This window comes from Terriglobia bacterium (assembly GCA_036496425.1).
Lineage (GTDB): Bacteria > Acidobacteriota > Terriglobia > 20CM-2-55-15 > 20CM-2-55-15 > 20CM-2-55-15.
In genome coordinates this window covers 25,283-40,934 of sequence record DASXLG010000367.1, presented here as the reverse complement: position 1 = coordinate 40,934, position 15,652 = coordinate 25,283, and the positions used below count along the sequence as shown (strand labels likewise).

The following is a 15,652-nucleotide window of genomic DNA, read 5'->3' as shown; positions in this document are numbered from 1 at the left end:
CGGACAGCGGCAAGAACACGAACGGTTTTCTTTGGCATCCGCGGCGCGGGACTGATACAGTACGCCCGAACTGATGAATATTCTCTTATACAGTCCCGACAATGGCGTGACGCGGAACTTCATGCCCCATCTTTGGATGTTCCTGCTGAAAGCGCTCACGCCGCCTGAGCACGAAGTGTATCTCATTGACGGCAATGCGCATCCGATGACAGAAGCGGAGATCGCGCAATTTGTCCGCGACAAGAACATCCAACTTGCAGGAATCAGCGCGATGACGCGAATGGCGGCTCGCGCCTACCGCATGGCGGACGCGATTCGAGGCGCCGGCGCCAAAGTCGTGTTTGGCGGACCTCATGTTACCGAAGTGCCGGACGAGCCTCTCGGCAGAAGCGGCGAACCGCGGCACGCCGACGCGATCGCTCTTGGGGAAGCCGACCACACATGGCCCAGGATTATCGCCGATGCGGCCGCAGGTAACCTCCAGGAGATATACAAGCCGGTCAATGAAGGCGGCGTCGAGGTGAAACCGTCGCTGGCGGACTATCCGCCAATCCCATGGGAGACGCTGGATCTCCAGCAGTTCAATCTCATGCAAAAGGTTCCCAAACCGATACTCTCCCTGGTCCGCCGATTCACAAACAACTGGGAGAGTCTGTACGTCGTCCCGATCGAATCCGGACGAGGGTGCCCGTACGGCTGCGATTTCTGCACCGTAACGGGATTCTTTGGTGATGCGATTCGATTCCGCTCGAATCAGAGCGTGGTCGACGAACTCTTGAGCTTGAAGCGCCGGGCCGCCGCCGAACGTGGTCAGATGGGAGTCTTTTTCATTGATGACAACTTTGCCATCAACGTCAAACGAACGAAGTCGCTGCTGCGCGACATCATCGCTCAGGGCGCGGCGATGCCTTGGGTCGCGCAGGTCAGCATCAATTTATTGAAGGATGAAGAACTGCTCGATCTGATCAAGGCGAGCGGAGGAAAGTGGATCTTCATCGGGCTGGAATCCGTCGACAGCGCGAATCTCGCTGCCGTCAACAAAGCCTTCAACAAACCGGGTGACTACAAGCTGGCATTAGACCGTCTGGCCGATCGTGGCATTTACGCGATCACTTCCTTCATCTTTGGGATGGACGGTGACACTCCTGGCGTGGCGCAACGGACACATGACGTGATGGACTCGTGGCCTCCGGGCCTTCCGGTCTACGGCCTGATGACGCCGTATCCCGCCACTCCTCTATATGACCGGTTGCTCGAAGCCGGCCGGCTCACGCGGCCTAAACATTGGCTCGACTTTCGTCCATTTCAGATGGCATACACGCCCGACAAAATCAGCATCGAGGCAGCTGAAGCCGAGGTCCGGGAAGCATGGACCCGCGCCTATAGCGCCAGAGCGATCGCCGAAGGTCTGCAGCGGATCCGCAAGCGCCCTTTCCCTGAACGCTCCATTATGTTTTTTGCCAGGCTGGCCTTCCGCGGTATCTATTTCCCGCAAATGAAACGCCGGCACTGGGTCGCGCTGATATGGAAGAATCGTTCGCCGCTGTTCTCGCTCTGCTATGAAGCGTTCGTCTCATTGCGAAAGAACAACGCGCAACCCGGAAACCCGCAGATTCAGACGTCCAGTTCCTAGGACGAGCCGTTCGTTATACAATCGCCTGGAAAACCTATCAGGAGGACGCATGATTCGTCTCGCCGGCATCGTCACAGCCCTTTTTATCGGATTCGCCTCTCTGAGCGCAGCCGAACTCAACCCGAAGGCCATCAATATTCAGCTTCCGAAGGACATTAAATGGGTGAAGCAGGGCCAGGGCGCTGAAGTCGCAACACTGGTCGGCGATCCTTCGAAAGAAGGACTCTACATCGTCCTGCAAAAGTGGCTTCCACATAACAACAGCCGTCCGCACTTTCATCCAAACGATCGCTACATCACGGTTCTGTCCGGAACGTGGTGGGTCAACACGGGCCCGAAATACGATCTCGCGGGAATGAAGCCCGTTCCTGCGGGGAGCTTCGTCGTGCACTACGGAAAGCAGATCCATTATGACGGCGCAAAAGACGCAGAATGCGTCCTCGAAATTGTCGGTATGGGACCGGCAACTTCCACTCCTGCCGAAGAGAAATAACAGGCAGGGGAAGGAACCACAAGAAGCACAAAAGGCACAAGAAAGACCGGTGAATCCTTTACCCAAGCAAGTCCGGATTGTCGAAGTGGGCCCGCGCGACGGTCTGCAGAATGAATCGGCGATTGTCCCGACTGCAAAGAAAGCGGAATTCATCCGCCTGCTTGTTGCCGCAGGAATGAAGGACATCGAGGTCGCTTCATTCGTTCACCCGAAGTGGGTCCCCCAGCTTGCCGACGCCCAGGACCTCATCCAGCAACTCGAACCGCTGCCCGGCATTCGATATTCCGCACTGGTTCCCAACATGAAGGGTCTCGAACGCGCCCTGGAAAGCGGCATCCGCCGGATTGCAGTATTCACGGCCGCTTCCGAGACGTTCAATCGCAAGAACATCAACATGGGTATCCAGGAATCCATCGATGGATTCAAACCGGTTATGGCACGAGCCTTGAAAGAAGGGATGTCAGTCCGCGGCTATGTCTCAACCTGTTTCGTCTGCCCCTACGAAGGCGCGATCGCGAAAGAGAAAGTGGCCGACGTCGCGGGCGCGCTGTTCGATTTAGGAGTTGATGAAGTCTCGATTGGAGACACGATCGGCGCCGCCACTCCGCGCGACGTCGAGAGCACGGTCGGACTCCTTCTTGACCGCTTCCCTGCTTCGAAGCTGGCGATGCATTTTCACGACACCTACGGGATGGCTGTCGCGAATGTCTATCAATCGCTCCAGATGGGAATCACCACCTTCGACAGCTCGGCCGGCGGCCTCGGAGGTTGTCCTTACGCTCCCGGAGCGTCCGGGAACGTCGCGACCGAGGATTTGCTCTATCTTCTCGATCGTCTCGGAATCGAAACCGGCGCAAACCTGAAGCTTCTCCGCCGGGCGTCCCACTTCATCGGACAGGAACTCGCGCGCGATCTGCCGTCCAGGGTGCTGAAAGTTTCCTGATGGGACAGGTTTCTACGAGCCGAATCCGTGTGCGCTACGCCGAAACCGATCAGATGGGAATGGCGTATTACGCAAACTATCTCATCTGGATGGAGGTCGGCCGGAGCGATTTCTGCCGCCACTGCGGCTTCAGCTATCGTGATCTCGAGCGGGAGGAGAAGGCGTTTCTGACCGTCGCGGAAGCCACCTGCAGGTACATCGCTCCTGCTCGTTATGAAGACGAAATCCTCATCGAAACAGAACTCGCGCGAGTGCGGAGCCGCGTGGTGGAATTCACGTATCGGATCAAGCGCGACGAGACGCTCCTGGCCGAAGGCAAAACGATCCACGTTGTGATCGGGCCAGATGGCCGCCCGAAGGCAATGCCGGGGCGATATTTGAATCTTCTGCGCGAGAACTCAAAACCGAGCGAGTGACTCAACATGGTGTGTGGGGATGGTGCAGCTCTCCCCCTGACACAGGGGGAGAGCTGGCCGCGAAGCGGTCGGCAGGGGGTCGCTCACACACCACCATATTCTAAAACGGCGACTGTCCATTCGCATCCCTGGGCGACAAGCTCAGTGCGCCATTCGGTGGGATGGAATAGCTAAAAGCGCTTTGGCGGCTGCCATTCCATAAGATCGCGAACGGGTTTCCGTTTGAGTCGAAGATATCGACGCGCCCGGACATCGGGTAGGATGTGTTGTTCAGGAGGTCCAGTTCGGTTGCCCAGCCGCCGGACATGGCGAACTGCGGAAACATCGTGGCATTCGGGCCTCCGACAAGTCCATTAGCGGGAACCGCTGCCGGATTCGAAACCGGAACCGGCACCGTGCTGAACTCCGCTCCCGAGAATCGCAAGCCGATAATCGAAACATGCGTTGAACTCTGAACGCTGATGCTGCCTCGAAATGCAGCACCGACCGTCGTTGTGGGAAACAACTCGGACAGGAATCGCGCGATTTGCGCCGCTGCTGGAATCGAGAGTGTTACCGGCGATCCCACCGTTGTGCCGTCGAGCCCGCTCAGCGTCAAGGTGATCACGGCGGCGCTCGCTCCCGGATTTGCGATCGCCAGCCCGAGGTTTCGGCCGATTCCCGGAACGATATCCACACCAATCGAAGTAGCGGCAGTCAGCGGCGCCGGCAATACAGCCGCCTGGGACTGAACGATTCCACCGCTGACGCTACCGTACGTGAGAGTGGCCACCGGCAATGCGCTTCCATCTCCCGTCACAACGACATAGCCGGTGTGTATAGAGCCGGTCTCGACGTCCGTTATGGGAAGAGGAACAGTCGCGGTATAGCCGGCAGGTAAAGGCGCCGATCATCAGCAAGCGTCCGTCGAGCAGCTTTACGACAGGGCCAGGTGAAAACGAAGGCAAAGCGGAGGGCGTGACATCTGTCCATGTGCCCGCGATTACAATGTTAAAAGTGCACGGATTTGCACCGCATGTTGTGGTCGATCCGGCCAACCTCGAAATCGTTACGGTTCGTGCACCAAGCGGCGCATCCGGTGCAATGACAACAAACGCAGCCGCCAGGGATGCCGAAAAGCTTGGGGGGCTGCCTCCAGTTATGCCGCTACCTTCAATTGAAACTGATGCTCCAATCAGGTTCTCGCCGTGGGCATTGAGGGAAACCATCGTGCCGGGGGCGGCACCCGCTGGATACATCGAAGTGATCGCGGGGGGTGACGTGCTCTCGACGGCCAGGCTGGGACCGAAGGAGTTTGGAAGTCCCCCATTTGAAACCCTCACCAGCAAGGACTGCGGACTGGCAAGGAAGGCGGCAGGTACAACCGCCTGAACGGTTGAAGAATCGATGAAGGTGGTCAAAAGGTTCTGGCTGGCCGGATTCCAGATCGTCGGATTATTCACCATCACTGAAACGACCGCGCTCGAAATGAAACCATTGCCTTTAACCGTGATTTGAGTATCGCTCGAGCCTGCAAGGACCGCAGATGGCGTCACGGACGTCGGGGTCGGTGTAGTTTGAGCGGACAACCGCTCCGCGAATAATAAAGATAAGGCGATCACCAGAAACCAGCGTGTCGACATACAACGCTAAACCTCTTCGACCCATGCAGCTTCACGCTGGACGGGCGATTCAGCCTAGCACTTTCACTGACAACTGTCTGTAGTCGGTCATGATAGTTAGGAGCCGCCACCATCCGGCGGCTCCCGCCTACTGCCGGAACTGCGGAATCTCTGCAGATAGAGTTTTGTCCTTCGGCGCGCTGACATAGCCGCGGATGTGGTCCTTCTCGACGGAGTTGACCACGACTTCATATCGAAGCTGATCGCGGCCGACCAGGAACTGGACCGGTTCGTTCGCGGTCCGGTCTTTTTTCTCGAGACGGTTGTCATCGACCTGAATCGCAACATTGTATTTGTGTTTCCCCGGATCCGTTTTCAGCAACGAAAGCTGAATGTCGGCGACGCGGTAAAACGGCGGTTTGGAGTTCTTTCGAATATCGAACTCGAAATAATCCCGCTCACCTTTCTTCTTCAGCTGTGCGAGTTCGCCGGAATTCCGTGCGATCCCTTCGCTGAGAACGGTCTTGACGTCCGTCAGCTGGCGTCCCCAGTCTTCGCGGGTGGCGGCGAGATCCTGTTTCAAACCCGCAAGTTCGCCCGAAACGCTTCCGATCTTGCCGCTCGAATCCTGCTGTACCTCGGCTAATTTCGTCGTCGTTTCCTTCAGGCCGTCGATATCCGTGGAGTCCGCTTTGGAAGCCAGCTGGCTGGCCAGCTGTTCTTCCGTTTCCTCCTGCTTCCGTTTCAGCGACTGGGCCGTTTCGCGCGCGCGTTTCAATTCTGTGGAAGTGACGCCGATTTTCTCTTTGATGACGCCGAGATCCGAGAGGATGTCGGCCATCTGCTTTTCATCTTTCGCGGATTCCGCTCTGGAAGATTGCTGTTTAGAAGATTCGTGCTGCCGTTCTTCCTGGCTGTCCGCCGCGGATTCGAGCCTGGCAACGCGATCCGTAAGCGTGTTGTTCGTGGAAAAAAAGGAATAACCGAACGCTATAACGAGTATCAGATTCATGGCCGTCATGGCTCCGAGAACCGGACCCTGCTTGTCTTTCATCGGGACCTCCAGTCCAGGGCTGGGGCAATACCAATGCCATCTTTAACTTGTTGAAGACACAACGCGCCCGATGTCCGGATCTATCAACTTACTGGAGGTTCGGGGTGATGCCCACAGGGGATCTTTCGCCGCGGGAACTCACGACCGAGTGAGCGAAAACAACGGCGAGAACAACGACGACGCCTAAATAAAATCCCGGCGTCAATTGTTGTTCCTCCCGGAATATCAGGATCGCCAGCACGATCGCGTACACCGGCTCCATGTTGAGAGCGAGTGCGGTCGTGAAGGCCGAGATATGACGGAGAGCAACCAGCGATAACGCGAATGGCGCGAGCGTGCAAGCCAGAGCAAGCGTCAAGAGCAGCACTGCGTCGTGACGGGTCGGCACAACGAAAACCGACGCTGCAGGGAGAATCGGCGCGATGATCGCAAAGCAAATGGCGCCGGCAGCCATTTCCAACCCGGTAATAGTCAGCGCCGCCCCGCGATGAATGAAGAGCTTGTTCAGGATACCGAACATGGCGGCGAGGAAAGCCGAAAGCACGCCCACAGCCAGGCCGGTCCTCATATGTGCCGGTGTGCCGCCCACCAGTAACGCGACGCCGGGAATGATGGCGAGACCGAAGAATATCTCCCTCACATCGAATGGCCGCCGGATCATGAAAGGCTCGAAGAATGCAATGAACACGGACGTGAATGCCATGCAGGTCGCCGCGACGGAGGCATTCGACAGCTTGATCGAACCGTAGAACGTCAGCCAGTGCATCGCCACAACCAGACCGATTCCCAGATATACCGCCACCGAATGTCCAGAGAGCTTCGCCAGTCCCCGCCAGAATCCCGGTACGATCACCAAAGCCGCTGTAACAATCAGCATCCGCCACCAGACCAGCGGCAACGCCGACAACGTGATGGCTTTACCCAGAATTGCGGTGAAACCCCAGAGGAAAACACAGAAATGAATCTGCAGGAGCGCCTTACTGGCCGGCCTCATATCGGAGTCAAGGTAACACAGTGCAGGCGCGGACCATGGCCGACCGGTACGCATCGTCGATAATCCGGGCTATCTCGTGCCTTTAAGCTCTTGGAATCCGAACAGCGACGCTTGCTGATTCCTTTACAATCAATAGAGCTTCTTGCGTATTTTAATGGAATAATCGAACTCTACTATGCAAATTGCGGCGGTGAAGCTTAAACATTGGTTTAAGTCTCTGATCTCGGAGACTCTGCCGAAGAAAATCGAGCCTGTCCATGGCTGCCATTTGAACTCAGCACAGAGAGTCTCAGAGGGTGATCTCCGCAGAATCATCCAGAAAATAGAAGAACTCAAACCCTGGTTTCACAACTACGAAATTGCTTCCGGAGTGTGGACCAATCCTTCAGGTGCACAACCAGGCATTGAGTATCCGCTCGCACGATGGAGACTTGTCGAGACCCTGTTGCCGGACGTTAAGGGAAAATCCTGTTTGGATATTGCCTGCAGCTCCGGCTTCTTCTCGCTGAAATTGAAGGAACTCGGCGCAGGGTACGTCCTTGGCCTGGATATGGGAGAACAACCGCAAGCAATCGAGCAGGCTCGGTTCGCCGCGGATACATTGGGATTGGATGTCGATTTCCGCAGCTTGTCTGCTTACGATGTCGCCACTCTCGGAAGGAAGTTTGACATCGTGTTATTCATGGGCTTGTTCTATCACCTTCGACACCCGCTGGTTGCGCTGGAAGCTGCCCGTGCTGTCTGTTCGAAAACGATGATCTTCCAGACGATCACAACCGGACATCATCAACGAAAACTAACAGAAAGACGACGCGCAGCAAGGAATCTTGAACTCAATTCACCTATGATGTCCGACGGTCAAGTCCCGTCCCTGCATTTCGTGGAAGGCGCATTGAACGGCGACGGAAGTTGCTGGTTCGTTCCGAACATCGATGGAGCGGCCGCCATTCTTCGTTCCTGTGGTTTCACTCTCGAACAGATGATATGTACGAACGATCACGACGTGATCGTTCGTTGTGGCTAGATTCGCCCTCGTTGAGGGGGACGGCTCAACTGTTTCAACCAATTGGAGAGGCGAATATCCGCCTGGGCGATTTCCTGCTCGCGGCCGAAACGTCGAGTGGCGATTCCCCTGAGGCAACGGATAGCTAATTGAGCGGCTTTGCGCCCAAGGGGATTCCGGCCGCTCTCTTCCACGATCCGATTCAGTACGAGATAAGCGCGCCAGCGTTCCTCTTGCAGATCGCGCAACTCCCGCTCGCCTGACGTAAATGCATCACGCTCTTCGCGCGTAAGCCGGCTGTCTGAGTCTGCAATCAATGCATCATTCTGAAAGTGGTCCCAGAGCCTGTTGTTGAAATAAACGCGTTCGGAATTGTTATCCAGAAACTCGGCGAATCGATACTCGGCCTCCATACGTTGCTGGTTAGTGAATCCGGCATCTTTAGTCTGATCGAATAAAGCAGCCACCTGGCGCATGCGGGCGGCACGGCCGGATGCACCAATGGCGGCATAAGCCGCAGCAGCTTCCTCATACCGATCTTCGCGAGCCTTCCGGACGGCGACGGCATATCGAACGAGTTCCAACCGCGGCAGGTCCCGGTACCGATTTATAAACTCAACCAAAACATCGACAGGAAGTTGATAGTCCAGAAGCGCTGCCAGATCCCACCCAGAAAATGCCAGGTAAAGTGTGCGATCCTCAACGCGGGTCGGGATTGATACAGATCGTGCGCTTGGAGGTCCGTCCCGTTGTGCCTGCAACCACAGAGCAAAGTGAAGTTGCTCAACCGGGTTATTCACCTTTTCGTACACTCCGACCAATCCGTACGCGGCGGCAGCTTTATCGTCGGCCGACGCTCGTCGGGACATAAACATCTTTTGCAGGGGTTTTTCTGCCTCCTGATAGTCATGCAAAATGAAATACGCGGATGCCTCCATCCAATTCAGATCGACATCTTCGAAAAGGCTGGAATCCGCCGGCAGCATTCCGGCGACGTTCCGGGCGCTTTGCGGGTCGCCCATCCGCAATGCGGTTCGCATCAAAAGCAGCGTTAAGGCCTCCGGTCTGGATGGGGAATCGAACAGGTTTCTATGCTTGTCCGCCAGTTCCATAATGGCATTGTAAGCCTCGGTATCCGCCTTCAACTCATCGGGCGTCCTGTTCTTTGTATGAGGATTTGATACGAGTTGTATCGCAAATGCCGCGTGGGCCGCCGTGTCAAAATAATCGGCGATATGGGATCTCAGGTCCGCTCCGCCGTCGTAACCGTAAACGAGCTGTAGTGAATTCAAGATCGTTTCCCGGCTTAGATTCGAGCCGTCACGGTTCAGTTCATCAAGATAGATCTTTCCCGCCGCAGTCCGATCCCCAAGCAGCCAATCGACATGACCAATCCACCCGCGGGCTTCACTGGCAAACGCGCGGCTCCGTGCGGAGCGGACAAACGACTGAAACTTCTGGCGCGAGCCGCGGAGACCTTGCGGGTCATTTGCATTAAGTTCCGCCTGCCGCATATCGATCTTCGCGGCAACCAGAGCGACTTCCTCTTTTTGTGGAGCCGTCAGTCGGGTATCCGCGGAAGCCGCTTCCAATGCCTTCCTCGCCCCACTGATTGCTGTTAGCCGTTCCACTCGCGAAGGACTGCCGAACCCTCCGTAATACTCCCCGCCATCGATATCCGAAATATCCTCGTATGCCCTGCGCAGCGCAACCAGCCTGTCATTACCGGGATGATCGGCATCCATTCCCGCATAAGGTGTGGAGGCGCGCCGCACATTTTTTCGTTCGAAGGGAACGGAGTGCCTGCTGAACTGCAACCAGAAGTGACGATTGAGATATTCGCGAAGAGTATCGTCGAAGGCGCAGCTTTCCAGAACGACCACCGCGCTCAGCAGCAGCAACAGGGCAAAGGGTATTCGTCTCACCCTCAGTTCTCCTTCTCAACAGAAAAGACGGACGGTCCAGCAGTGACGACGCGGCCAAGGTCAACATGATCCGTACCTGGAAAAGGTGGGAGAACAAGTTCCAGCGCGTCGGAACCCGACGGGCGAGCACCGGCTCCCGCTTCCGGCAAGAAGTACTCCAGCGGAATCGAACTCGTTATTTTGTACCGATGACGGGTGTTGGACTGCCGATCGATGTTCACCACCGACACATCCGCGCACTGTACAGCGACACAGCCGCCATCCCTTGCCGCCACCCGTGGTGGACCTGCCTTCACTTGAGACGCTCCAATCGCTTCGAGCACCTCTTTCGGACTCAAAGAAATCTCACGGTCCGGTATCGGCCAGCGGAAGAAAATGACTCCAGCGAAGTTGCCGCCCAGGGATTTCGCACTGCTGTAGGCATCCCGTACGGATTCCGCTGTCGGGATCACAAATTCGATGAGATCACCCTCCTGAAACGTTGTATAGGAGATACTCACGCTGCGGTTTGCGCGGTACTTGAGAAGAAGCTCACCAGCGGGCGTCCGGGAGGGCTGCAGCGAAAAGGCAGAGTTGTTTGCCACGGTCAGCGGAACCAGGTCGCCATAAACCATGAGGCTGCCCTGAGAAACGACGGCGGAGCGGCCAAATGTGGAGATTCCGATACGATACCGCTTCGCGTACTTATTGAACCGCCCACGCCAGACATTACTATCAATCCTTGCAGCAATGGGCCGAATATCGTCCGGCTGACTCGCAGACAGATTGACAACGCTGCCGGGTTGCTGCGCGGGAATGTTGCGGCCGACATACCATCTCGACGGGGGTGTCTTGCTCAATGCGCCCCGCATAAAAGTAGTCGGCGTCGAGAGGGACATCGAGCGACAGGCTGCCGGATTCCGGTGTTAAATCGACGTCATGCCAATACCAGAACGAAATACCCGGCTTCGATGGTGGTGTCCGAGTCTCGCTACGCGCAGTACAAGATATGAGACCTACGACGGATAGGCCGATAACCAGGAAGAAATATCTTCTAACGAAAAACTCCACGCAATTGCCCCCATCGAATTGGCCTCGAACAGTTTAACTGCAAATGAGCAATTTCCAGAATTGCTCACTGTCCCCCCATTTCCCGAAAAAACCGCCTCGCCATGCTCAGTACGGCAAGTTGCCGGGGCGGCATTCCCTCCGGAGAAATGATTGCAAGATCGAGGTCCGCGAATGGTTTCGAGCTTTTTCGAACTCGCGAACGAAAGCCCATATTCACAGGCCGGCGCATATTCCTTGAGAATCTTTTGGACCCTGCGAAGAAGGTCAGCGTCCAAATCAATCGGCATTTCGCTTTTCCATGGGTAGCGTAGTAATTGCCACCGCCCTTTCCCGTAGTCAAAAATATCAGGGATTGCGTTGTATTTCCCGAAAGTCCGCTTGCCTGAGGTTCAGGGCTGAGCCAGACTGTAGATGGATTGCGGAGAAGACCCGTCATGCCTGCCGTTGAGATGTCCGAGAGAGAAGACGAAGTGCTGCAGATTGCTGTATCGATACTGAAACACGAAATCGATCCGCGGCGGATCCTCCTGTTCGGATCGCGGGCTGAGGGCACGCATAGGCCGGGCTCGGATTTCGATCTTGCTGTCGACGCGCCCAAGCCGCCCGACAAGGCATACCGTATCCGCGAAGCGGTCAATGATTCTGTGGGTCTTTACAGCGTCGATATCGTTTACTTGCCGGACGTCGAACCCGGCTTACGGAATCTCATCCTGAATACGGGAAAGGTCGTTTACGAGCGAAAAGTCTGATCTCGCAATATCGAAGTTCTCCAAAGCGGCCGGGCGTCTCGGCGAAGCCATCAACGCGCCCGAGTCGCCAATCCGGTCGGACGCCATCCTTCAACGCTTTGAATTCACCTTTGAGCTGGCATGGAAAGCGCTGCGGGTGTACCTCGCAGAAAACGAGGGGATTGTTGTCTCGTCACCCAAGGGCGTTCTGAAGGCTGCGTTCAAGCAGGGACTGATCGAGACCGTCAGCGAATCCGGGTTTCTCAAGATGCTGGAGGACCGGAACACCTCGACACACGTCTACGACGAGTCCGAAGCCAACGAGATTTCTGTTCGCGTGCGTGATAGCCACCTGTCGGCATTGCAATCCCTTCTGGCTCGACTTCAACGGCCGTAGTTACCTCGATATCACACAGTATGTTCATCATGACATTCGCGTGCCTCGGTTACGGCCTGCATCTGACCGAGCCTTTCCCGGCGCTTCGCAGGAGCCGGCCCTGTACCCGCACCGGGCGATAGATCGTTCAGGCGCCGGTCAAAGCGGCAGCGCCCGAAAGTACCGTTACGGAAAACCTTTCAGCTTTGCCAAAGCTCAATGTTGTGGCGGTCGGCCGCGGCGGCGATCAGGCGGTCGGCCGGATCCGTGGAAGAGTTGCTGGTCGGATTGGTGGATAACCAACTGCTGGAGCCGAAACAGTTGCAACGACTGGCGGCGAAGATTGCCTCGCGAAAGGAAAAGAAAATATGACAGCCATGAGCTTTTTAGTGGAATGGCCGTTACGTTCCTCGATTCTGATCCTGAGTGGGGCACTGTTGCTTCTGGCGGCGCGAGTAAAGGACCCCGCGATCCGCTGGGCCGCCTGGACAGTAATACTGAGCGCATCGCTGGCAATTCCGCTGCTCGGCGCAGTGCTGCCGGGCATTCCCTTCGCGACGTCGATGACAACTCGTTTTGAAAAACCGGTCGCCCTTCAGGATGGTCCGGCAGTGGCATCGCTTGCAGGTCCTCAGGCGGACATGGGGATGGATCAGCGCAATTGGGGCATATTCGGGCGCCTTAACTGGGGTCGCGCGGCTCTGTTGATATACGTCGTTGGCGTTTTGGTGCTCATGCTGCGGCTGGGCGTAGGTATAGCGATCAGTATCCACTTGCTGCGCAACAGCCGCGCAACCGATCGTGCGCTGGAAGGAATTGAGGTTCGTGAATCAGAAGACATTACTGCTCCAGTGACACTCGGGATCTCGCGGCCCGCAGTCGTGCTTCCTTGCGATTGGCGTCAATGGGACGCCGCAAAGGTCAATGCCGTACTGGCGCATGAGTGCTCCCACGTCCGTCGCCGCGATCCGGCAGTACAGTTCGTCTCGGCGATTCATCGGGCTCTGCTGTGGCACGACCCCCTGAGCTGGCTCCTTCACCGGCGTATCGTACAGGTGGCAGAAGAAGCGAGCGACGATGCGGCCATCGCTGCAATGCCTGAGCGCGCCGCGTACGCTGAAATGTTGCTGGACTTCATGCAGCGGGGAGTGCGCAGAGCCGGCTTACAGGGCGTTCCGATGGCGCGATACGGCCGGCAGAAGGATCGCATCCAACGCATTCTGGATGGAACGAAATGTTCGCGCGGAGTCACTCTCTTCAGCATCATAGCGATTCTGGCATTGGGAACGCCTCTCGTATACGTGGCAGCGGCTGCATATCCACAGAACGTCTCACAGACACCGGTAACGGTTACCCCCAAGGTCAAAATCCAAAAGATCAATATCCAGGGGAATCATGTCTTCACTGCTGCCCAGATCAAAGGCGCGATGAAACTGATCAAGGAAGGGAGCAATTCCAGTGTGCTGGTGGGAAAAGATACCCCTGATTTGAAGCTGCAGGATGATGTGACCAGGATAAAGATACTCTACGCCGACCACGGTTACATCCGCGTCAACCTCCCCGATCCGGTTGTCGAAGTAAAAAGAGTCCAGGTCGGCCGGAGGTTGGAGAATCAATATTTCATCACGATCAAGATCGAAGAGAACGATCAGTATCGGATCGGCGATGTCAAAGTAACGGGAAACCGGGAAACAAACAGTTCACAGCCGACGAAGTCCGACGTGTACTCGGCCTGGTTCCCGGCCAGGTCTACAACGAGACGATGTTGAGGAACAATTTCGACAAACTAATCAAGATGTACGGTAGCCGCGGGTTCTTCAACTTTGTGGCGGTCCCCATTCAGGATTTGGACGAGAAGAAGAAAGCCGTCAACCTGACGATCAACATTCAAGAGGACGAGAAAACCACCGAGAGAACCGGGAAACGGGGACAGTGAGTAATTTCCCTCTGAAATTGCTCTCTGTCCCCGTTTTTAGAAGATTCAGGAGATTGTCGCGAGACGACAATGTGCTTGGACCTGTCTCAGGAGATTGTCGTGAGACGACAGTGTGCTTGGACCCGTCCCAGGAGATTGTCGCGGCACGACAGTGTGCTTGGACCCGTCCCAGGAGATTGTCGCGGCACGACAATGTGCTTGGACCTGTCCCAGGAGATTGTCGTGAGACGACAGTGTGCTTGGACCCGTCCCAGGAGATTGTCGCGGCACGACAATGTGCTTGGACCCGTCCCAGGAGATTGTCGCGGCACGACAATGTGCTTGGACCCGTCCCAGGAGATTGTCGCGGCACGACAGTGTGCTTGGACCCGTCCCAGGAGATTGTCGCGGCACGACAATGTGCTTGGACCCGTCCCAGGAGATTGTCGCGGCACGACAATTGTCCCCCCTCTAACTTCCAAAGTCGCCTCGTCAGATATATTTAACAATCACTTACGGATTTTGAAAAAAATCAAAAAATCTTTACTACCTGCTCGCATATCAGTTTTCTGTCGGCTCGCGTTCTATGGAATCAATGATGAGTTGAGGGAAGGAATGGGTAGCGGACTCCAGTTTCAAGCCGAGCTGTTCCTCAACAGAGTTGAAGACGGTTGGAGCGGGATCCGGCGCGGCTCCGGGGGTAGGGGCGCGGTTGACCGTCTGGAGGTGAATCTTGAAATCGTAGCGGCCCGTGAGGCCGGTTTCATCCACGATGGGCCTGCCGGCGCCCTCGCCCTCGATAAATCTCACAATGTCTGCCATTGGGACGGCTTGCCCCGTCCAACACATTTCGCCGGGACCGGTTCCCAGGCCGACGATGCCCTGACGGGCCGGCGGCAGGACCGGACAGCCCTGCGGGTCGAGCGCTCCGATTCGACCGGGTGCTGCCGTTGGGTCGTCAGCGCTGTGCTTGATCTGTTTGACTTTCGGCCCGTTCTTTCCTACGCGCAACATATAGATCGGGCGAATCGTCGAGTCCATATGGAAACGGAGACGGAAGCGATCGATGAGCAAATTCCCCAGCATGAGGTTGAACTGGTCTTTTGTGGCGGCCATGGGAATATTGGCGACAATGTCGTAGCGTTCTCTGGTGAGCCACGCTGGTCCGGTAACCTGGTCCGATCGAACGCCAAAGGCTTCTGCGATCAATGGAATAAGCCAGGTAGCGTGGTAGGTAATGCGGCCCGGGTCCGAGGTGCCTATGCCACCCGTGGGGAGAAACACTGGGACACCCCTGTCGGTAGCCGGGATCTCCACACGCCTGACCGAAGCGACTTCGAATTTTTCGGCAGACTGAGCACGAAGCACGGGCGCGGCCGTAACGCCAAGGATAACCGGAATCGCGACAGCCAGGATTCGGGCGATCGCCAACGCCGTCTCTTTTTCGAAGCTCAGCTTTAGAGTCATGCGGCAAGATCCTGATAATGAATGGTACGGCGGATTTCGCGCCGATCCTAACGG

Annotated in this window: 17 protein-coding genes; 10 read left to right on the top strand and 7 right to left on the bottom strand. The window is 56.4% G+C overall.

The window, feature by feature from the left end; genetic code table 11:
• Window positions 1–73: 73 nt before the first annotated feature.
• From VGK48_27165 to VGK48_27150, 4 genes are read left to right on the top strand one after another with little or no spacing between them, the layout of a single operon-like run.
• Complete coding sequence (locus VGK48_27165) at window positions 74–1,633, top strand: radical SAM protein (GenBank protein HEY2384872.1); 1,560 nt, start codon at window positions 74–76, stop codon at window positions 1,631–1,633.
• Between the two features lie 49 nt (window positions 1,634–1,682).
• Entirely contained in the window at window positions 1,683–2,126 is a 444-nt protein-coding gene (locus VGK48_27160) for a cupin domain-containing protein (GenBank protein HEY2384871.1), read from the top strand.
• 49 nt (window positions 2,127–2,175) lie between these two features.
• Entirely contained in the window at window positions 2,176–3,069 is an 894-nt protein-coding gene (locus tag VGK48_27155; protein ID HEY2384870.1) for a hydroxymethylglutaryl-CoA lyase, read from the top strand.
• Window positions 3,069–3,485, top strand: a complete 417-nt coding sequence (locus VGK48_27150; protein HEY2384869.1) for a thioesterase family protein — start codon at window positions 3,069–3,071, stop codon at window positions 3,483–3,485. Before VGK48_27155 ends, VGK48_27150 begins: the two co-directional genes overlap by 1 nt.
• A 100-nt stretch (window positions 3,486–3,585) precedes the next feature.
• Here VGK48_27150 and VGK48_27145 read toward each other — a convergent pair whose 3' ends face one another.
• Window positions 3,586–4,257: a hypothetical protein gene (locus tag VGK48_27145; GenBank protein HEY2384868.1), complete on the bottom strand. Its 672-nt coding sequence runs from the start codon at window positions 4,255–4,257 to the stop codon at window positions 3,586–3,588.
• 224 nt (window positions 4,258–4,481) lie between these two features.
• Here VGK48_27145 and VGK48_27140 point away from each other — a divergent pair, with 224 nt between their 5' ends.
• Complete coding sequence (locus VGK48_27140) at window positions 4,482–4,856, top strand: hypothetical protein (protein HEY2384867.1); 375 nt, start codon at window positions 4,482–4,484, stop codon at window positions 4,854–4,856.
• 378 nt (window positions 4,857–5,234) lie between these two features.
• Here VGK48_27140 and VGK48_27135 read toward each other — a convergent pair whose 3' ends face one another.
• Window positions 5,235–6,140, bottom strand: coding sequence for a hypothetical protein (locus tag VGK48_27135; protein HEY2384866.1), 906 nt, complete (start codon window positions 6,138–6,140; stop codon window positions 5,235–5,237).
• Between the two features lie 88 nt (window positions 6,141–6,228).
• On the bottom strand, window positions 6,229–7,134 hold the full coding sequence (locus tag VGK48_27130) for a DMT family transporter (protein ID HEY2384865.1): 906 nt from the start codon (window positions 7,132–7,134) through the stop codon (window positions 6,229–6,231).
• 190 nt (window positions 7,135–7,324) lie between these two features.
• Here VGK48_27130 and VGK48_27125 point away from each other — a divergent pair, with 190 nt between their 5' ends.
• A complete protein-coding gene (locus tag VGK48_27125) occupies window positions 7,325–8,158 on the top strand; it encodes a DUF1698 domain-containing protein (protein HEY2384864.1) in 834 nt (277 codons plus the stop codon).
• Here the strand turns inward: VGK48_27125 and VGK48_27120 are convergent.
• The 3 genes from VGK48_27120 to VGK48_27110 all read right to left on the bottom strand — a co-directional run bounded on the left by VGK48_27120 (window position 8,155) and on the right by VGK48_27110 (window position 11,399).
• Window positions 8,155–10,062: a hypothetical protein gene (locus VGK48_27120; GenBank protein ID HEY2384863.1), complete on the bottom strand. Its 1,908-nt coding sequence runs from the start codon at window positions 10,060–10,062 to the stop codon at window positions 8,155–8,157. The genes VGK48_27125 and VGK48_27120 overlap by 4 nt on opposite strands.
• A gap of 2 nt (window positions 10,063–10,064) precedes the next feature.
• Window positions 10,065–10,901, bottom strand: coding sequence for a hypothetical protein (locus VGK48_27115; GenBank protein ID HEY2384862.1), 837 nt, complete (start codon window positions 10,899–10,901; stop codon window positions 10,065–10,067).
• A 156-nt stretch (window positions 10,902–11,057) separates the two neighbouring features.
• Window positions 11,058–11,399, bottom strand: a complete 342-nt coding sequence (locus VGK48_27110) for a hypothetical protein (GenBank protein ID HEY2384861.1) — start codon at window positions 11,397–11,399, stop codon at window positions 11,058–11,060.
• Between the two features lie 147 nt (window positions 11,400–11,546).
• Here VGK48_27110 and VGK48_27105 point away from each other — a divergent pair, with 147 nt between their 5' ends.
• The 4 genes from VGK48_27105 to VGK48_27090 all read left to right on the top strand — a co-directional run bounded on the left by VGK48_27105 (window position 11,547) and on the right by VGK48_27090 (window position 14,152).
• Window positions 11,547–11,861, top strand: coding sequence for a nucleotidyltransferase domain-containing protein (locus VGK48_27105; protein HEY2384860.1), 315 nt, complete (start codon window positions 11,547–11,549; stop codon window positions 11,859–11,861).
• A complete protein-coding gene (locus VGK48_27100) occupies window positions 11,827–12,237 on the top strand; it encodes an HI0074 family nucleotidyltransferase substrate-binding subunit (protein ID HEY2384859.1) in 411 nt (136 codons plus the stop codon). Before VGK48_27105 ends, VGK48_27100 begins: the two co-directional genes overlap by 35 nt.
• Before the next feature lie 356 nt (window positions 12,238–12,593).
• Complete coding sequence (locus VGK48_27095) at window positions 12,594–13,985, top strand: M56 family metallopeptidase (GenBank protein ID HEY2384858.1); 1,392 nt, start codon at window positions 12,594–12,596, stop codon at window positions 13,983–13,985.
• The gene (locus tag VGK48_27090) at window positions 13,949–14,152 is read left to right on the top strand and encodes a POTRA domain-containing protein (GenBank protein ID HEY2384857.1); all 204 of its coding nucleotides are present in this window, start codon (window positions 13,949–13,951) and stop codon (window positions 14,150–14,152) included. The genes VGK48_27095 and VGK48_27090 overlap by 37 nt, the downstream gene beginning before the upstream one ends.
• A 540-nt stretch (window positions 14,153–14,692) precedes the next feature.
• On the opposite strand, the gene VGK48_27085 is transcribed toward VGK48_27090, so the two are convergent.
• Entirely contained in the window at window positions 14,693–15,598 is a 906-nt protein-coding gene (locus VGK48_27085) for a TIGR03435 family protein (protein ID HEY2384856.1), read from the bottom strand.
• Window positions 15,599–15,652: the final 54 nt, after the last annotated feature.